The sequence below is a fragment of the Streptomyces mutabilis genome (assembly GCF_046628145.1).
In the GTDB taxonomy this organism is placed as follows: Bacteria; Actinomycetota; Actinomycetes; order Streptomycetales; family Streptomycetaceae; genus Streptomyces; species Streptomyces mutabilis.
The window spans coordinates 3,158,420-3,176,036 of the sequence record NZ_CP176874.1 but is presented as its reverse complement, the minus strand read 5'-3'; the positions used below and the strand labels follow the sequence as shown (position 1 = coordinate 3,176,036).

The window sequence follows — 17,617 nt, the reverse complement described above, 5'->3', positions numbered from 1 at the left end:
AGAATGCGGACGACGCCGGTTCGGCCGACTGAGCCTCGGCCGAACCGGCGTCACCCCTTTCGGCGCGCGCTCGCTAGGCCGTCGGACGGCCCATCGCCCGGTACGTCCAACCGGCCTTCCGCCAGACCACCGGGTCCAGGGCGTTGCGCCCGTCCAGGATCACCCGGGCGGACACGGCCTCGCCCAGCGCCTCCGGGTCCAGCTCCCGGAACTCCCGCCACTCCGTCAGGTGCAGCACCACGTCGGCGCCCCGCACCGCCTCCAGCGCGGACCCGGCGTACCCGAGCGTCGGGAACAGCCGCCGGGCGTTCTCCATCCCCTTGGGGTCGTACACCGTCACCTGGGCGCCCTGGAGGTGGACCTGCCCGGCGACGTTCAGCGCGGGGGAGTCCCGCACGTCGTCCGAGTCGGGCTTGAAGGTGGCGCCGAGCACCGCGACCCGCTTGCCGAGGAACGGGCCGCCGCCCAGCGCCTGCCGGGTCAGCTCCACCATCTGCCCGCGCTGGCGCATGTTGATCGAGTCGATCTCGCGCAGGAAGGTCAGCGCCTGGTCGGCGCCCAGCTCACCGGCGCGCGCCATGAACGCCCGGATGTCCTTCGGCAGACAGCCGCCGCCGAAGCCGATCCCGGCCCGCAGGAACTTCTTCCCGATCCGGTCGTCGTAGCCGATCGCCTCCGCCAGCTTGGCCACGTCGCCGTCGGCCGCCTCGCACACCTCCGCCATCGCGTTGATGAAGGAGATCTTGGTGGCGAGGAAGGAGTTCGCGGAGGTCTTCACCAGCTCGGCCGTCGGGAAGTCGGTGACGACGAAGGGCGAGCCCTCCCCGATCGGCGTCGCGTACACCTCGCGCAGCACCTTCTCCGCCCGCTCGCTGCGCACGCCGACCACGATCCGGTCCGGGTGCAGCGTGTCCTTCACGGCGAAGCCCTCGCGCAGGAACTCCGGGTTCCAGGCCAGCTCCGCCTCGTCCCCGGCCGGCGCGTGCTCGGCGAGGTAGGCGGCCAGCCGGTCGGCGGAGCCCACGGGCACGGTCGACTTGCCGACGACCAGCGCGGGCCCCGTCAGGTGCGGGGCCAGCGAGGCCAGCGCGGACTCGACGTAGGACATGTCACAGGCGTACTCGCCGTGCTTCTGCGGCGTGTTCACACACAGGAAGTGCACGTCGCCGAAGGCCGCGACCTCGGCGAAGTCGGTGGTGAAGCGCAGCCGGCCGCTGGACCCCTCGATCCCCGCGACGTGCTTGCCCAGCAGCTCCTCCAGCCCCGGCTCGTACATCGGGACCTCGCCCCGCTGGAGCATCTCGATCTTCTCGGGCACCACGTCCAGGCCCAGCACCTCGAAACCGAGCTCGGCCATGGCCGCCGCATGGGTCGCGCCGAGATAACCGGTGCCGATCACGGTGATCTTGAGGGCCATGGGTGCTCCAGACGTACGGCGTGGGGTGCGCGCCCGAGCATATCCGGGGCGCGGCGAAAGCCTGCCGACCGGCTGTCGTCAAGCTCACCTATCCACGAACGCGGACGACGCTCTAAAATTTGGGTTACTTAACGGTAGTTAGCGTGCCCAGCATCACAGCGTTTTGGAGCGTGAGAGACCTTGGCCGGATCGGCTGACTTCGACCTGTACCGCCCGTCCGAGGAGCACGACATGCTCCGCGACGCCGTCCGCTCCCTGGCCGAGGCGAAGATCGCGCCGTACGCCGCCGCGGTGGACGAGGAGGCCCGTTTCCCGCAGGAGGCGCTGGACGCGCTGACCGCGAACGACCTGCACGCGGTCCACGTCCCCGAGGAGTACGGCGGCGCGGGCGCCGACGCCCTCGCCACGGTGATCGTCATCGAGGAGGTCGCCCGCGCCTGCGCCAGCTCCTCCCTCATCCCCGCCGTGAACAAGCTCGGCTCGCTCCCGGTGATCCTCTCCGGCTCCGAGGAGCTGAAGAAGAAGTACATGACCCCGCTCGCCAAGGGCGACGGCATGTTCTCCTACTGCCTCTCCGAGCCCGACGCGGGCTCCGACGCGGCCGGCATGAAGACCAAGGCCGTCCGCGACGGCGACCACTGGATCCTCAACGGCGTCAAGCGCTGGATCACCAACGCCGGCGTCAGCGAGTACTACACGGTGATGGCCGTCACCGACCCCACCAAGCGCTCCAAGGGCATCTCCGCCTTCGTCGTCGAGAAGTCGGACGAGGGCGTCTCCTTCGGCGCCCCGGAGAAGAAGCTCGGCATCAAGGGCTCCCCGACCCGCGAGGTCTACCTCGACAACGTCCGCATCCCCGCCGACCGCATGATCGGCGAGGAGGGCACCGGCTTCGCCACCGCGATGAAGACGCTGGACCACACCCGCATCACCATCGCCGCCCAGGCCCTCGGCATCGCCCAGGGCGCCCTCGACTACGCCAAGGGCTACGTCCAGGAGCGCAAGCAGTTCGGCAAGCCGATCGCCGACTTCCAGGGCATCCAGTTCATGCTCGCCGACATGGCCATGAAGATCGAGGCCGCCCGCCAGCTGACGTACGCCGCCGCGGCCAAGTCGGAGCGCGGGGACAGCGACCTCACCTTCCAGGGCGCCGCCGCCAAGTGCTTCGCCTCCGACGTGGCCATGGAGGTCACCACGGACGCCGTCCAGCTCCTCGGCGGCTACGGCTACACGCGCGACTACCCGGTGGAGCGCATGATGCGCGACGCGAAGATCACCCAGATCTACGAGGGCACCAACCAGGTCCAGCGCATCGTGATGGCGCGCAACCTGCCGTAACCGGCACGCGCGCGCCCGAGGCGTCCGGGAGGACTCAGTCCTCGTACCCCTCCGCCACCCGCCGCTCCCGCAGTTCCATGATCGCGCGGCGGCGGGCCAGGCGGTGGGTGCGGCGGATCTGGGCCTCCTGGTAGCGGCGCTTGTCCTTCTCGGTCTCGGGGATGACCGGCGGGACCGTGCGGGGCTTGCCGTCCGCGTCCACCGCGGCGAAGACCAGGTAGGCCGAGCCGACCTGGGTGGCGGGGGCGGACTCGTTCCAGCGCTCGGCCATGACCCGCACGCCGACCTCCATCGAGCTGCGGCCGGTCCAGTTGACCTGGGCCTTCACATGGACGAGGTCGCCGACGCGGACCGGTTCGAGGAACGCCATCTCGTCCATGGACGCGGTGACGGCGGGGCCGCCGGAGTGCCGTCCGGCCACGGCGCCCGCCGCGTCGTCGACGAGCTTCATGATCACTCCGCCGTGCACCGTGCCCAGCAGGTTGGTGTCGCTGTGGGTCATGATGTGGCTGAGGGTGGTACGGGACGCCGAGGTCGGCTTGCCCGGGATCTCCGGAGCAGCCGACTGTGCGGCCGAGGCCTGTTCTGCCTGGTCTGTCATGGCCTCCACCTTATGCCGGGACGACAGGCGCGTAATTTGTGTCAGCTTCGCAACAGCGCCGCCCCTATTTTCCGACGACCCTTGTATGGCCGTCGGGGCGGACCTGCACACTGGTGCGCATGAATGATTGGCCCGAGGGATGGTCCGGTGACAACCGCGGCGGCGGGTACGGACGCGGCAGCGCGAGCGCGCGGCCCGAGCGCGCGCGTGTGATGCGTCAGGTCCGTCGCGGCGCGCCGCCGCCCGGCCCGGGCCCGTCGGCCCCGCCGTACGGCGCCGGGGTGCCGCAGCAGCCGTCGTACGTGGACGGCCAGGGCCACGGCGGTCACGACGGCTACGACAGCGGCTACAACACCGGCCAGGTCTACGGCAGCCCCGGCGGCCGTGGCCCCGCGGGGCCGGGCCCGCGTCCGGGGCGGCCCGCGCCGGACTGGCGGCGCCGGATCAAGTGGACCGCGATCACTGTGGTGACCGCGCTGGTCGTGACCACCGTCGGCACCTACTTCTGGGCCGACTCCAAGCTCAACCGCGAGGTCGACCTCTCGAAGGTCATCGAGCGGCCCGAGGCCGGCGAGGGCACGAACTACCTGATCGTCGGCTCCGACAGCCGCGAGGGCATGACCGACGAGCAGAAGAAGGACCTGCACACCGGTTCCGCCGAGGGCAAGCGCACCGACTCGATGATGATCCTGCACACCGGGGACAACGGGTCGACGCTGATCTCCCTGCCCCGCGACTCCAACGTGGAGATCCCGAGCTTCGTCGGCTCCGAGTCCGGCAAGAAGTACCCGGGCACCGGCCGGCAGGTGAAGCTGAACGCCGCCTACGCGGAGGACGGGCCCGAGCTGCTGGTCCGCACCGTCGAGCACAACACCGGGCTGTACATCGACCACTACGTCGAGATCGGCTTCGCCGGCTTCGCCAACATCGTGGACGCGGTCGGCGGCGTCGAGATGGACATCCCGCAGGACATCAAGGACACCAAGTCCGGCGCCGACCTCAAGAAGGGCAAGCAGACCCTGAACGGCGAGGAGGCCCTCGCCTTCGTCCGCACCCGGTACTCGCTGGCCGCCTCCGACCTGGACCGGACGAAGAACCAGCAGAAGTTCCTGTCGGCGCTGGCGAACCAGGTGGCCACCCCGTCGACGGTCCTGAACCCCTTCAAGCTGTACCCGACCATGGGCGCCGGCCTGGACTCCCTCGTCGTCGACAAGGACATGGGCCTGTTCGACCTGGCGAGCATGTTCTGGGCGATGAAGAGCGTCAGCGGGGGCGACGGCACGTCGATGAACATGCCGATCTCGGGCAGCGTGGGCGGCAACCTGAAGTGGGACGACGCCAAGGTGAAGCAGCTGGTCGAGCAGTTGAAGAACGACGAGAAGGTCACCGTCTCCGGCAACTGACGCGGCACCGCGTCACTGCTTCCCGCAGACCACCTCGTCGCCCCGCACCACGGTGCCCGACTCCTGCGGCGGGTCGGCCGGCTTCACCTCCACGACCTTCTCGAAGCCGGCGCCCGCGACCACCTTCAGCGTCGGGCCCTGGCCCTCGACCGGCCGCAGCTCGCTGCCGGGCAGCGCGGCGGCCAGCGACTTCGCCGAGCGGTCCCAGCGGGGGTCGAAGGCGACCACGGTCCGCTCGACCGCCCGGTCAGTGGCGTTCCTGGGCGCCTTGGTGGTGCGGAAGCCGGTCGCGGCCAGCGCGTCGTCCACCCGCTTGCCGAGGCCGGGGGTGCGCGTGCCGTTCTCCACCTGGACCCGGATCTGCTTCGGGTCCACCGGCACCCGTACCGGCGCCGGGCCCTTCGGCTTCGGCGTGGGCCCGGCCAGCGGCTCGTCCTCGCGCAGGGCGTCGAAGATCCGCTCGGACTCCGCGGGGTCCCACTTGAGGGTCGAGCCGACGCCCTTGACGGCGTAGCCCATCTGCCCGATCGGCACGGTGGTGAACTCGGAGGACGAGGGCGAGAAGTTCCGCATCGCCCGGCCGAGCGCCAGCATCTCGTCGGTGCCGAAGCCCTTGTCGGCCCGTACCGAGCCCAGCACCGCCTGGGTGACGTCGCGGAACTTCAGCGGGTTCAGCAGCAGCCCCGAGGACGTCGCCCGGTCGATCAGGGCGGCCAGGAAACGCTGCTGGCGCTTCATCCGGCTCAGGTCGGAGGCCCCGTCCAGGTGCCGGGCGCGGACGTACTGCAGTGCCTGCCCGCCCATCAGCGTGTGCGTGCCGGCCGGCAGGTCGAGCCCGGTGTGGCTGTCCTTGAGCGGCTCGGCGGTGCAGATCTTCACGCCGCCGAGCACGTCCACGGTTTTCATGAAGCTGGTGAAGTCGACCTCCAGGTAGTGGTCGATCTTCACCCGGGTCATGTTCTCGACCGTGCGGATGGTCAGCTGCGGGCCGCCCTCGGCGTAGGCCGCGTTCAGCTTGAGCGGGTGCCCCTCGTGGTGCTCGCCGGTGGTGCGGTCGGTGTGGTCGGGCGTCTCGGCGTAGGAGTCGCGCGGGAGGCTGACCACGCTGGCGCGTTCTCGGTCCTCCGAGATGTGCACGATCATGATCGTGTCGGTGCAGTGGCAGGGAGCGCCGCCCAGCCGGTACTTCTGCCGCTGCTCCTCGCTGATCCGGTCGCGGCCGTCGGTGCCGACCAGCAGGACGTTCATGCCGTCGCCCGCGCGGGGCCGGTTCTTCATGTCCTTGAAGGCGTCGACCCGCGCGATGTCCGAGTCCAGGCCGGAGAGCACCGCGTGCCCGATCCCGGCCGAGGCCAGCACCACCACCGACAGGGCGGTCACCGCCCGCATGGCCCAGCGCGGGCGCTTGCGCCGTACGGGGGGCCGGGGCGGGCGTCCGGAGGCTCCGCGCTGCGGGGGCGGGACGCCCCGGGACGTGGCGGCCGGGACCCGGGGGGAGCGGGGCGGCGTGGGCAAGGTGACACCTCCGCGGGGTACGGGCCGTGCGGCCGGACGTGCGATCCGTGAGCACCGTAGGCCCATACGATCTGCGGCCCGGGGCTGTGACCCCCGCGGCGCGCACCCGTGTCCCCCGTTCGCGGTAACGTGAGCACCGATGAACGCCAAGTCCGACGTGCGGCTGCCCGCCGTTTCCGTGATCATGCCCGTCCTCAACGAGGAACGGCATCTGCGCGGCTCCGTCCGCGCCATCCTCGCCCAGGAGTACGCCGGCGAGATGGAGGTCGTGATCGCCCTCGGTCCCTCGACGGACCGCACGGACGAGATCGCCGCCGAACTCGTCGCCGAGGACCCCCGCGTCCACACCGTGCCGAACCCCACCGGCCGTACGCCCGCCGCGCTGAACGCCGCGATCAAGGCGTCCCGCCATCCGGTCGTCGTGCGCGTCGACGGTCACGGCATGCTGTCGCCGAACTACATCGCCACGGCCGTACGGCTCCTGGAGGAGACCGGCGCGCAGAACGTGGGCGGCATCATGCACGCCGAGGGCGAGAACGCCTGGGAGGAAGCCGTCGCCGCCGCGATGACGTCGAAGATCGGCGTGGGCAACGCCGCCTTCCACACGGGCGGCGAGGCCGCCCCGGCCGAGACGGTGTACCTGGGTGTCTTCCGCCGCGAGGCGCTGGAGCAGCAGGGCGGGTACAACGAGGAGTTCATCCGCGCCCAGGACTGGGAGCTGAACTTCCGTATCCGCGAGGCCGGCGGTCTGATCTGGTTCTCGCCCGAGCTGCGCGTCTCCTACCGGCCCCGCCCGTCCGTGCGGGCGCTGGCCAAGCAGTACAAGGACTACGGCCGCTGGCGGCACGTCGTCGCCCGGTACCACGCCGGCTCCATCAACCTGCGCTACCTCGCCCCGCCGACCGCCGTGTGCGCCATCGCCGCCGGTGTCGTGGTGGGTGCGGTGCTGACCCCGTGGGGCTTCGTCGTACCCGGTGGTTACCTGGCGGCCATCGTCGCCGGGTCGCTCCCGGCGGGCAAGGGGCTGGGGCTGAAGGCGCGGGCGCAGATCCCGGTGGCGCTGGCGACCATGCACATGTCCTGGGGCTGGGGCTTTTTGACCAGCCCGCGGTCGCTGGCGCGCAAGGTGATCGCGAGCCGACGCCCGGCGGTGCGGGCGGACACGGACGCCGCAGGCGCGCGCTGACGAGTTCCGGCTCCAGCCGAGCGCCGTCCAGCAGGATGAGGTGCGGCAGGACGGACGACCGACGAGACCCCCGAGCAGCGTGATCGAGACGTCAGACATTTCGATCAACAGCCCGGGGGCCTGTTCGGCAGATCGGCGTCAGCCGCAGTGGACGCCGTAGTTGATGCGCGTGTAGTTGGACTCGGCACGGCCGCCCCAGTCGATGCACGTGCCGGGGGCGTAGAGGTAGAGAGGCCCGGCGTAGTAGTTGAAGACTCCGTCGTCCTCCGTGCCGCTCGGCCATGAGGTGGAAGTGTTGTGGCGCCGCAGGTTGGCCCCCAGGATCTGGGGCGTCCCCGGGGCGTCGCCTACGGTCACGACGCAGTTGTAGCCGGTGGAGCTGTTGTAGGTCAGGAACGTGTTGCCTTCACCTACATCCATCGAGTCGATCACTCTGTAACCGGATCCGCAGGCGCTGTTGTAGGACGCCGCCTCGGCGGTGCCGACCGTGAGGGCCATTCCGGCGGTGGTGAGGCCGAGAACTGTCGCGGCGGAGACGAGTCGTCGGGGTACGCGCATGAGTGAATTCCTGTCAGGCTCGTGTTGGTGCCTACCGGGAGACCCGGGGGCGGGGACCGTCAACCGCAGTGGAAGTAGCCGCTGTAGGGCACGTGGTCCTGGATGATGTTGTTGCCGTTGAAGTTCCACATGTCGGTCTCGACCGCGACGCAGCGGCCCTTCCCGTAGAACTTGTAGTTGGCGTAGTAGAGGTAGTGGCCGTCGTCTTCGCCTACGTAGCCGTCGACATTGGTCCATGCCTGCACGCTGATGCGTGAGGACTTGCCGTAGTACTCACCACGCTTCACGGCCGCGACACAGTTGTACGTGCCGTCCCAGAACAGGTAGGTCGTCGCGTAGACCTTCCCGGAAACGGTGTTGTTCCAGCTGTCGATCTGGGATCCGTTGCAGCCGTAGGTGGCCGCGCTCGCGGCCGGAGCGGTGGCGAGCGAGTAGCCTGCGATGCTCGACAGCATGAGTCCGATGGATGCGGCGGCTCTGCCGAACCGGGTCTTGAACCTCAACGCTTCCTCCTGCAGCACGATGTGTGGCGTTCATGAACGCCGAAACGGAAAAGATCTTCACATGATCTGACCATGACAGTAAGTCGTGTGCGGTAGGTGGGCCGAAAGTCGTGGCAGTGGCCGAAAAGTATGCGTCGCGGTGCGCCTCTGCCCCTCCGACCCGCGATCGGCGCACGTGTCCGATCGCCCTGAAGGCTCGCCCGGGGCGTCCCGGGCGAGCCTGTCGGTGTCGGATCAGCCGCAGGAGTGCGGGCCGATCTGCCCGACGAACGCCTGGGTTCCCCCCGGGCTGTAGACGTCGAGCATCTCGACCACGCAGGTGCGGGGCGCCTTGATCTTCACCGGGCCCGCGTAGCTGCTGAAGTTGCCCGAGTCCTCGTCGTAGGTGCCGTCGTTGGGCTCCCGGTAGATCGACAGCGTGAGCCAGCTGGGAGTCCCCGCCCACGCGGACTTGACGAAGACGGAGCAGTTGTAGGTTCCGTCGAAGTAGTCGTAGACGGTACCGAGCTTGCCGGAGTAGCCGTTCCGGTTGCCGTACACGGCCTTGGAGTACGACAGATCGCCGGCACAGCCGTAACCGGCGGCCGAGGCGGGCGCGGCGGTGACGACCGGCCCGACGACGGCGACGCCGACCAGCGTCGCGGCGGTCGTCGCCCACCGGGTGAAATGGGAAAGCTTGCGCATCCTGTTGGTCCCCGTCCTGTAGGTCAGCCGCAGTTGTGCGGCGGAGCGGCCTGACCGAAGAAGATCTGCGTGCCGCTGGGATTGTCCATGACGAGCATCTCGCTCACGCACGAGCCCGGGGCCTTGATCCTCACCGGGCCCGCGTACTGGGAGAAGGCGCCGGTGTCGTCGTCGAACGTACCGTCGTCCTCCTTGTAGATGGAGAAGTTCATCTGCGTGGGCGTGCCCACGTACGCCGACTTCACGAACACCGAGCAGTTGTAGGTGCCGTCGTAGTACGACTGCACGGTGCCGATCTTGTTGGTGTAACCGTTCCGGTTGGCGTACACCGACTTCGTGTAGACCAGGTTGCCGGCGCAGCCGTAACCGGCGGCCGAGGCGGGCGCGGCGGTGACGACCGGCGCGACGACCGCGACGCCGACCAGTGTGGCGGCCGTGGCCGCCCACTGGGTGAGCTTGGTGAGCTTGCGCATGGTGGTGGTCCCCATTCCCCGGGTCAGTCGCAGTTGTGCTTGCCGTAGTGACGATCACGGCGCCGATCGTCGCTCATCCTGGCAGAAACATGTCAGATGATTACCCGCTCGATCACGGTGGCGATGATCACTGGGCAAGAAACTTGACGAGTCGTCAAGTCAAGGTCTACCGAAGGGAATTGGGCTCGCAGACCGGCAGCTGTTGGGCCCGGGAACGCCCCCCGCGTTCCCCTACCAGCGATACGGCTCGTACACGTCCATGCACTTGTCACTGTCCTCGGCGCCGTTGAGCGCGTCCGAGCTCTCCGGCAGATCGCCGGCCTGCGGCTTCGACTGCTTCGGGTACGTCGTGCCCTCACGCCAGTCGGCGCCCACCACCACGGTCACACCGGAGACGTCGGTCGACCTCTTGACCGAACTCAACGGGATCCCCAGCGACTTGGCGACCCGCTGGGCGTCCCCCTCCAGCTCGGCGCTGGGGTAGCGCACCAGAGTCCGCTCCTCGGCGTACGAGCCCGAAGTGTCGGCCGCAGCGCGGGCGAAGCCCTGCTGTACCAGCGCCTGGGAGACCGTGTTCGCCCGGCCGTTGACAACGCCGAGGGACTCGGAACGGGTGGCGTTCTGCACCAGCACGCCGATCTTGTCGTCGGGGGCGGCAGGGTCGTTGGACACCTTCTCCGCGGGCTTCTTGTCGGACGGCTTGCTCGTGCCCTTCTTGTCGAAGGGCACGTCGTCGCGGAGCATCGCCCACATCTTCTCCGCGTCGTCGCCGTCCGGGAGCAGGTGGTTCCTGTTCTGGTGGTCCTGGACGGTGGGCAGCGTTGTCATGGTGATGCGGTCCGTCGGCACCGTCTTCAGCTGCATGCCCAGGTCGTAGAGCTTCTTGGGCGTGCCGATCTCCTCGGAGACGGACAGGGACTTCGTGGCCGCGTCGGCCAGGTCCATCAGCCGGCCGGTGTCGGTGAAGACGTTCTGGTCCTTCAGGGTGCGGATCATCGAGTTCATGTACATGTGCTGGGCGCGGGCCCGCAGCGGGTCGCTGCCCCAGGCGTGGCGGGTGCGCAGCCACTGCAGGGCCTGCTTGCCCTTGACCTTGTGCGGCCCCTCCGTCATGTACAGGCCAGAGCCGCCCTCCCGGCCGGGCTTCGGACGGTCGTCGACGTTCTGGTTGACGCAGACCTCGACCCCGCCGATGGCGTCCGCCATCGAGACCACGCCCGCGAAGTCGATCGTCATCCAGTGGTCGATGTAGACCCCGGTGAGGTTCTCCCAGGTGGCGAGCGTGCAACCGGCGCCGCCGCGGCCCAGGGACGCGTTGATGATCGTGTTGGTCGCCGGGAACTTCTCGCCGGTCTTCGGGTCCGTGCACGCGGGGATGTCGACCCGGGTGTCGCGGGGGACACTCACCACGGCGGCGCTCTTGCGGTCGGCGGACAGGTGGATCAGCATCTGCACGTCGCCCAGCGGCGGGTTGTCGCGGGTGTCCTTGCCGCCGCCCAGGGCCACGTTGGCGTCGGAGGCGCGGCTGTCGGAGCCGATCAGCAGGATGTTCAGGGGCGTCTGGCCGGCCGCGTTCGGCTCGGTCTTGTGCGCCTTGGAGTCTCCGCTGTTGCGCTCGCCCTTCTCGATGTTGTCGCTGAGGTGCTGGTAGTAGAGGTATCCGGCGCCGGCCGTGCCGAGTATCAGGAGCGCGAGGGTCGTCGCCGACCACCGGAGCACCCGGTGCTTGCGCGGAGACCGACGTCTGGCGCGTCGGCGCGGTCCCGCTGCGTGCGCAGGCGGTGCGCCGCCACCGTCCTGCTCACCGGCATCCGGTGCCGTCGCGACGGGCCCGCCCCCCGGGCCCGCACCCTCTTCGTGCGCGCTGTTCTGCGTCACGTCTCCGTCCTCCCCACCCCATCACCGACGAACGGGCTTGCCGTCCGTCAAGTGAGACGCACGACAGGCCCGTTCGGTGGCGTTTCGATTTCAGCTGGCGCACTGCACCTTGTCGGCCGTGGTCTTTTCCTTCACGTCGATCTTCGCCGGACCCGTCAGCGGGATCCCCGCCCCCTTGAAGTCCTTGCCCAGGGTCAGCGTCATCATCGGCAGCCCTTGGGAGTTGGTCACGCTCTTGCCCGGCTTCATCGCCGCACCGGACAGCCCCATGATCGCGGCGAGGGTGCGGGCCTGGTCCGCCTGCTCGGGCGCGTACTCGAGCGTGGTCTTCGGCAGGTCGGCGGGCGCGTTGCCGCCGTTCTCCGACTTGGTGACACCCTTCTCCAACTGGAGCCAGTTGAGCGTTTCCTGCGCGGAGCCGTCGGCCGCACCGCCGTTGAGCACCTGCGTCCGCACGTCGGCGGCGGGAGCCTTGGTGCCCTTCAGACGGGCCGCGACGGCCGCCTTCTCCTTCTGCTCCTTCTGCTTGACGTCTGTGAAGGAGACGTCACCCTTGATGGCGTCGAAGATCGGGCCCGCCTTGGCCTCGTCCACCACGACGGTCACATGAACCGTCTCGGCCGGGTTGTCATTCACCGGAACCGTGAGGAAGGAGATGTTCTTCGTCGGCACCTTCTTCAGCTCGAGGGCGACGTCCTTGAGCGTGCCCACCTTGCCGATCGCCTTGTCGACGGTGAGCGCTTCGGTGGCCGCCTCCGCCAGCTTCATCAGCTTCGTCGGGCTGGTGAGGGTGTCGCCGGAGGACATCTTGCGCATCAGCGAGGCGAGGAACTGCTGCTGCACCTTGATGCGGTCCAGGTCGCCCTCGTTGCCCCAGGCATGCCGGGTCCGCACGAACGCCAGCGCCTGTTCGCCCTGGATCGTAGAGGGTCCCGCGGGCAGGTTCAGGCCGGACTTCTTGTCGTTCACCGGCTTCTCGACGCACACGTCGACGCCGTCCACCGCCGTGGTCAGGGTCTTGATGGCGTTGAAGTCGGCCATCATGAAGTGGTCCGGCTTGATGCCGGTCACCTCATGGACGGTGCGCATGGTGCAGCCGGCGTCACGGCCGCTGACGCCCAGGCTGTAGCCGAAGCGGTCGTGGACGCCCGGGATCGTCTTGAAGGAGCCGTCCTCCTGCTTGGTTTCGCAGTCGGGGATGTCCACGACCATGTCCCGCGGGATGCTCAGCACGGTCGCGTTCGAACGGTCCTTGGCTACGTGCAGCAGCAGCGTGGTGTCGGCGTGCCCGGTGGTGTTCGCTTTGTCGCCGTAGCTCTCGTTGCCCTCGCCGGTGCGCTTGTCCGTGCCGATCAGCAGGATGTTGAAGGCCTCGTCCTTGCGGAAGCTGCTCGCGCCGGCGGTGCCGACGTCCGTCGTGTCGACGTTGCCTTCGAGGTGCTTGAGGTACAGATAGCCGCCCCCCGCGACGGCGACCAGGATCAGCGCCATGCTGCCGCCGGTCCACATCACGGCCTTCTTGGCCTTGCCGCCCTTCTTCGCCGGGCGACGCCCACGCCGTCCCGGCACCTGCTCCTCGGGTGCCGTACGGCGCCGGCGCGGTGGCGGCACATCGCGGCCGGGCGCCTCGGGTGCGACGCGCCCCCGCGTGCCGGTGCGGGAGCGGACCGCGCCCTCGGCGCCGTGGGCGGCTCTGCGTGGACCCGGTACGGCCGACTGTTGCGGGGCGGAATCGCCCAGTTGCAGTTCGTATTCTCCGGTGTTCGGATTGAACACCCACTGGTCTGCGGGGTCGACGTTCTCCGCCCGCCCACGGCCTTGCGCGTCCACGGTTGTCCAAATCCTCCGTCGGGGCCACGCGGCGCCTTCCCCCTCAAAGGCGCTCGGGTCTCGTACAAATAGTGCACGACCCGGGCCTGGGACCGGTCAGACCTCTGAGCCGGGGCACCGGAAGCGCTCACACTATCTGCCTAGTTCAGCGTGGAGCGACGACAGTGACAAGTTCCACGTCCCTACAACCGGGCAATACCGCCCATTTCTTTGAGCTGTGTTCGTCCCGGCGCGCCGACGTGGGGGTGCCTTTACCCGCAGTCGTGCGCGGCAGCGGTGTTTCCCTGGAAGGTGGGGGCAAGGGGGGAGCCTGTATCGCCGGACTCTGTGTGACCGGGTGGCTCCGTATTCGTATCGCCCCGTGCGGCGGAATTCCGCGGAACCTCCTTGGCGACCGTGACGGGTTGGTCCGTGCGGAGGCGGGCGAACAGCTTCTCCGCGTCGGGCTCCACGAGTTGGTCGCGATTGGCGTCGCCCGCGTACGCCTCCCGGGGGACGGTCAGGAACTGCACGCGCTCGGTGGGAATTCCGCGCATCCCGCGTACGAGGTCGTACAGACCCCGCAGACTCGCCAGGGCCGGATCGGTCGTGAGGGACGAGGTGGCCGCGTCCAGGACGGGATAGAGCTTCACCGGGTTCAGCAGGACGTCATCGCTCTGCACCTTGCTGACGAGCGCCCCCAGAAACCGCTGCTGCCGGTCCATCCGGTCGGTGTCGCTGCCGTCGCCGAGCGACTTGCGGGCGCGGACGTACCCGAGGGCCTGTTCCCCGTTCAGCGTCACGCGGCCGGCGGGCAGCTTCAGCTTGGCGTCCTTGTCGTCGACCGGCTCGCGCAGGCACACCTCGACGCCGTCGAGCGCGTCGACCATCCGCTTGAAGCCCTCGAAGTCGACGACCACGTGATGGTCGATCCGGACGTCGGTGAGCTTCTCCACCGTCCGGACCGTGCACGCCGAGCCGCCCGCCTCGTAGGCGTAGTTGAACTGCGCGAACACCGGCTGCGTGCGCGAGCCGTCCGGGCGGCGGCAGCCGGGCACGTCCACCATCAGGTCGCGGGGGAGGGAGACGGCGGTGGCGCTGTCCCGGCCCGCGGCCAGGTGCAGCAGGATCGTGGTGTCCGACCGCTCGGTCCCGTCGTTGCGCCCGTAACGGGCATTGCCGTCACCGGAGCGGGTGTCCGACCCGATCACCAGGACGTTCTGCGCGCCGCGGACCAGCGCGGTGGGCCGCTCCTTCTCGTACCGGGCGAGTTCGGCGGCCGCCGCCTCGTCGGCGGTGATGTTGCCGTTCAGCTTGGCGTAGAGGGCCCATCCGCCCCCCACGGCACCGGCGGCCAGCGCGGCGACCCCGACCCCGGCCCACCCCAGCCGTCGCCTCCGACGCCGCCGCCGCAGTCCGTCCCCGGTCGCGGACGCCCCGGCGCCGGGCCCGGGGCCACCGAGGGGCGTGCCCGCGTCGTCGTCGCTCACGTCTCCCTCCGTCCCGCACACGTGCGCTCCTACGACCATGACCCGAGCGGACGCCGAAGACGGAACGGGACTGCTCCGAACGGGGCGCGGCACAGCGCCCCCGCCCCCACCGGCCCAGCACCGACCGGTCCGCGCCCGGGCACGCTGTCCCCCGCCCAGCCTGCGGGGCAGGCACGCCGCCCTCGCCCGGCCTGCGGGGCAGGCACGCCGCCCCACTCCAGCCCAGACCCAGCCTGCGGGCATTCGTGCCGCCTAGGGCGGCACGGGTGGGCGCAGGCGGCACCCCGTCAGCGCCGAGCCGCGCGCCTTACCCCCGACGCCCACCCCCGCGCCGGTGCCCACTCAACGCCGGTGCCCGCTCAGCCCCTCACCTCGACGCGGGCACGCCCCGCCCCCCCCAGCAGAAACCTCACCGCGCCGTAGCCGACACCCGCTCCGCCTCGATCCGCTGATCCAGCACCCCGTCCGCCGCCCGCTCCAGGTGCCGGCACAACACCACCGACCCCCCACTCGCCAACGGCCCGTACAACCCCGCGCTCAACCCCTCCCACGTGTCGTACGGCAAGCCCGACAGAATCCGCGCCCCCGGCCCCGTGAGCCCCAGCCCCGACGCCTCCGCCCGAGCCCGCTCCACGACCTCCGCCCCGCTGAACTCCCGCCCGGCCACGATCAGCGCGGGTGCCTCCGGATCCACCGGCACGTACGGCACGAACCGGTCGCCCTGCCCCGGCACCTCCACCGCGTAATCCGCGAACCCCTCCGGCGCCGCCGGCACGAACCGCCCCCCGAGCGGCCGCAGCGCCAGCGCGACCCGCGGCCCCGAGCACGCCCGCGCCGCCTCCAGCGACTCCGGCTCCGGACCGCTCACCACCACGTCCGCAGCCGAGGGATCACCGGCCACGTCGGCGACCACCCCGACCGACGCGCACGCCAGCAGCCACACCGCCGTCTGCCAGTGCGCGGGCAGCAGCAGCGCGACCCGGTCGCCGGGTTCGACGGACAGTTCGTCCTGGAGCAGATTCGCGGTCTTGGCCACCCAATTGGCGAAGGTGGCCACGGACAGTTCGACGCGTTCGCCGGTGGCGTCGTCGTAGAAGGTCACCAGGGGACGTCCCGGGTCCGCGGCGAGCGCGGAACTCAGCAGGTCGGCAGGGGTGCGGTCGGTCGCGTTCATCCGCGCAAGCCTACGCGGGCCCACGGGCGCGCACCGGGCGTACGGCGTACCGCGCCACCACCGGATCGGACGAAAACGCCCTACAGGACGTCAGTTCACAAATGGACAGTTTCGTACCCGGATGTCCACGATCCGTTGCATGCGTGGATTCCTTGCTTCCTCGATCGGTGTCACGTGCGCGGCGGCCCTGGCCCTCCCGCTCACCCCGCCAGCGTCGGCGGCAACCACCTCCGCGGCCCGGCCCTCGACCCCGCGGGCGGCCTCGCCCGCGGCCCAGGGGGCGGCGTGGAGCGAGGCGCACGTCACCGGCAGCACCCAGTCGCTGCCCCTCGCCCCCCTCGGCCCGGACCGCGCCCCCGGCGCCGAACAGGGCGTCCCCCGCCGGGACGTCCAGCACTTCTCACTGGTCGGCGTCGTCTGGGACGACCCGGCCACCGAACTGCACGGCCAGGTCCAGGTCCGCACCCGCGCCACCGCCACCGGCGCCTGGTCCGCCTGGCAGGAACTGGAGACCCACAACGCCGACCACGCCGCCGACCCGGACACCCCCGAGAGCACCTCGGGCCGCGTCCGCGGCGCCACCGCCCCGCTGTGGGTGGGCGAGTCCGACGGCGTCGAGGTCCGCGTGCGGGCCCAGAGCGCGCCGGACTCCGCCCGAACCGCCCCGGACGCCCACGGCACCGCCGGGCACACGGACTTCGCGCTGCCCACCGGCATGCGCCTCGAACTCGTCGACCCCGGCGAGGGCACCCCGCCCGCAGCCGCCCCGGCACCAGGGGGCGGCCCCCGCACCACCGCCCTGACCGACCGGTCCACGGAGGCCGTCACCGCCTCCGCCGCCAACGCCCACCTTGCCCCGCTCGGCGCCGCCGAGATCCCGGCGGAGCGGCAGCGGGCCAAGCCGTACGTCGGCCCACGCCCGAGCATCACCACGCGCCGCGGCTGGGGCGCCGACGAGAAGCTGCGCGAGAAGAAGTTCGTGTACACGAAGAAGGTCAAGGCGGCCTTCGTGCACCACTCGGCCACCGGCAACAACTACAGCTGCTCACAGGCCCCGTCAGTCATTCGCAGTATCTACCGCTACCACGTCAAGAGCATGGGCTGGCGCGACATCGGCTACAACTTCCTCGTCGACAAGTGCGGAAAGATCTACGAGGGGCGGGCCGGGGGAGTGAGCAAGGCCGTCCTGGGCGCGCACACCTACGGCTTCAACTCCAACAGCATGGGCATCGCCGTACTCGGCACCTACAGCTCCAAGAAGCCGTCGTCGGCCGCCGTGAAGGCGATCGCCCGGCTCACCGCGTGGAAGCTCGGTCTCTACGGCATGAATCCGCGCGGAAAGACATACCTGAAGTCCGGTGGTGGCAATCTCTACCCAAAAGGTAGGAACGTACGACTGAACGTCATCTCCGGGCACCGCGACGGCTTCGCCACCAGCTGCCCCGGCAAGAAGCTCTACGGCAAGCTCGGTACGGCCCGCTCGACGGCGGCGAAGTACCAGGGCCGCTGAGGGCGGCACACCGCACGACCACGCACGACCACCGAAGGCGTCAGGGAACGGTCTGCATACACTGGCCGGCCGAAAGAC

General features: G+C 70.0%; 15 protein-coding genes. 4 read left to right on the top strand and 11 right to left on the bottom strand.

Translation table 11 applies throughout. From position 1 onward, the window contains the following. Positions 1 to 73: 73 nt before the first annotated feature. Entirely contained in the window at positions 74 to 1,417 is a 1,344-nt protein-coding gene (locus ACLIN4_RS14045; RefSeq protein ID WP_107478299.1) for a UDP-glucose dehydrogenase family protein, read from the bottom strand. Between the two features lie 180 nt (positions 1,418 to 1,597). Here ACLIN4_RS14045 and ACLIN4_RS14040 point away from each other — a divergent pair, with 180 nt between their 5' ends. After that, on the top strand, positions 1,598 to 2,755 hold the full coding sequence (locus ACLIN4_RS14040; RefSeq protein ID WP_100048701.1) for an acyl-CoA dehydrogenase: 1,158 nt from the start codon (positions 1,598 to 1,600) through the stop codon (positions 2,753 to 2,755). Positions 2,756 to 2,789: 34 nt separating this feature from the next. Here ACLIN4_RS14040 and ACLIN4_RS14035 read toward each other — a convergent pair whose 3' ends face one another. Beyond that, positions 2,790 to 3,356, bottom strand: a complete 567-nt coding sequence (locus ACLIN4_RS14035) for an acyl-CoA thioesterase (protein ID WP_043372306.1) — start codon at positions 3,354 to 3,356, stop codon at positions 2,790 to 2,792. Between the two features lie 119 nt (positions 3,357 to 3,475). Between ACLIN4_RS14035 and ACLIN4_RS14030 the strand changes: the two genes are divergently transcribed. Further along, positions 3,476 to 4,759 carry an LCP family protein gene (locus tag ACLIN4_RS14030; RefSeq protein WP_411575836.1) on the top strand — a complete coding sequence of 428 codons (1,284 nt, stop codon included), beginning with the start codon at positions 3,476 to 3,478 and terminating at the stop codon, positions 4,757 to 4,759. A 12-nt stretch (positions 4,760 to 4,771) separates the two neighbouring features. On the opposite strand, the gene ACLIN4_RS14025 is transcribed toward ACLIN4_RS14030, so the two are convergent. Continuing rightward, entirely contained in the window at positions 4,772 to 6,148 is a 1,377-nt protein-coding gene (locus tag ACLIN4_RS14025; RefSeq protein WP_289908974.1) for an LCP family protein, read from the bottom strand. A gap of 265 nt (positions 6,149 to 6,413) precedes the next feature. Here ACLIN4_RS14025 and ACLIN4_RS14020 point away from each other — a divergent pair, with 265 nt between their 5' ends. Continuing rightward, positions 6,414 to 7,460, top strand: coding sequence for a glycosyltransferase family 2 protein (locus ACLIN4_RS14020; protein WP_100048698.1), 1,047 nt, complete (start codon positions 6,414 to 6,416; stop codon positions 7,458 to 7,460). A gap of 138 nt (positions 7,461 to 7,598) precedes the next feature. Here the strand turns inward: ACLIN4_RS14020 and ACLIN4_RS14015 are convergent, their stop codons facing one another. The 8 genes from ACLIN4_RS14015 to ACLIN4_RS13980 all read right to left on the bottom strand — a co-directional run bounded on the left by ACLIN4_RS14015 (position 7,599) and on the right by ACLIN4_RS13980 (position 16,029). Beyond that, positions 7,599 to 8,018: a spore-associated protein A gene (locus ACLIN4_RS14015; RefSeq protein WP_100048697.1), complete on the bottom strand. Its 420-nt coding sequence runs from the start codon at positions 8,016 to 8,018 to the stop codon at positions 7,599 to 7,601. Positions 8,019 to 8,077: 59 nt separating this feature from the next. After that, positions 8,078 to 8,521, bottom strand: a complete 444-nt coding sequence (locus ACLIN4_RS14010; RefSeq protein ID WP_143657598.1) for a hypothetical protein — start codon at positions 8,519 to 8,521, stop codon at positions 8,078 to 8,080. A gap of 234 nt (positions 8,522 to 8,755) precedes the next feature. Further along, a complete protein-coding gene (locus ACLIN4_RS14005; protein WP_107479557.1) occupies positions 8,756 to 9,205 on the bottom strand; it encodes a hypothetical protein in 450 nt (149 codons plus the stop codon). Between the two features lie 23 nt (positions 9,206 to 9,228). Then, positions 9,229 to 9,693: a hypothetical protein gene (locus ACLIN4_RS14000; protein WP_100048694.1), complete on the bottom strand. Its 465-nt coding sequence runs from the start codon at positions 9,691 to 9,693 to the stop codon at positions 9,229 to 9,231. 216 nt (positions 9,694 to 9,909) lie between these two features. Then, the gene (locus ACLIN4_RS13995) at positions 9,910 to 11,556 is read right to left on the bottom strand and encodes an LCP family protein (RefSeq protein ID WP_290012626.1); all 1,647 of its coding nucleotides are present in this window, start codon (positions 11,554 to 11,556) and stop codon (positions 9,910 to 9,912) included. A gap of 90 nt (positions 11,557 to 11,646) precedes the next feature. Further along, positions 11,647 to 13,386: an LCP family protein gene (locus tag ACLIN4_RS13990; protein ID WP_289908962.1), complete on the bottom strand. Its 1,740-nt coding sequence runs from the start codon at positions 13,384 to 13,386 to the stop codon at positions 11,647 to 11,649. Positions 13,387 to 13,637: 251 nt separating this feature from the next. Beyond that, entirely contained in the window at positions 13,638 to 14,894 is a 1,257-nt protein-coding gene (locus tag ACLIN4_RS13985; RefSeq protein WP_373429036.1) for an LCP family protein, read from the bottom strand. Between the two features lie 370 nt (positions 14,895 to 15,264). Further along, on the bottom strand, positions 15,265 to 16,029 hold the full coding sequence (locus tag ACLIN4_RS13980; RefSeq protein WP_100048690.1) for a TIGR03089 family protein: 765 nt from the start codon (positions 16,027 to 16,029) through the stop codon (positions 15,265 to 15,267). A 139-nt stretch (positions 16,030 to 16,168) separates the two neighbouring features. On the opposite strand from ACLIN4_RS13980, the gene ACLIN4_RS13975 reads away from it, so the two are divergent. After that, entirely contained in the window at positions 16,169 to 17,539 is a 1,371-nt protein-coding gene (locus tag ACLIN4_RS13975; protein WP_382052156.1) for a peptidoglycan recognition protein, read from the top strand. Positions 17,540 to 17,617 lie beyond the last annotated feature (78 nt).

Excerpts from the sequence above, each read along its gene's own strand:
- ACLIN4_RS14045 (WP_107478299.1), bottom strand. The coding sequence starts at position 1,417 with ATGGCCCTCAAGATCACCGTGATCGGCACCGGTTATCTCGGCGCGACC.
- ACLIN4_RS14035 (WP_043372306.1), bottom strand. The coding sequence starts at position 3,356 with ATGACAGACCAGGCAGAACAGGCCTCGGCCGCACAGTCGGCTGCTCCG.
- ACLIN4_RS14030 (WP_411575836.1), top strand. The coding sequence starts at position 3,476 with ATGAATGATTGGCCCGAGGGATGGTCCGGTGACAACCGCGGCGGCGGG.
- ACLIN4_RS14025 (WP_289908974.1), bottom strand. The coding sequence starts at position 6,148 with ATGCGGGCGGTGACCGCCCTGTCGGTGGTGGTGCTGGCCTCGGCCGGG.
- ACLIN4_RS14020 (WP_100048698.1), top strand. The coding sequence starts at position 6,414 with ATGAACGCCAAGTCCGACGTGCGGCTGCCCGCCGTTTCCGTGATCATG.
- ACLIN4_RS14015 (WP_100048697.1), bottom strand. The coding sequence starts at position 8,018 with ATGCGCGTACCCCGACGACTCGTCTCCGCCGCGACAGTTCTCGGCCTC.
- ACLIN4_RS14005 (WP_107479557.1), bottom strand. The coding sequence starts at position 9,205 with ATGCGCAAGCTTTCCCATTTCACCCGGTGGGCGACGACCGCCGCGACG.
- ACLIN4_RS14000 (WP_100048694.1), bottom strand. The coding sequence starts at position 9,693 with ATGGGGACCACCACCATGCGCAAGCTCACCAAGCTCACCCAGTGGGCG.
- ACLIN4_RS13985 (WP_373429036.1), bottom strand. The coding sequence starts at position 14,894 with ATGGTCGTAGGAGCGCACGTGTGCGGGACGGAGGGAGACGTGAGCGAC.
- ACLIN4_RS13980 (WP_100048690.1), bottom strand. The coding sequence starts at position 16,029 with ATGAACGCGACCGACCGCACCCCTGCCGACCTGCTGAGTTCCGCGCTC.
- ACLIN4_RS13975 (WP_382052156.1), top strand. The coding sequence starts at position 16,169 with ATGCGTGGATTCCTTGCTTCCTCGATCGGTGTCACGTGCGCGGCGGCC.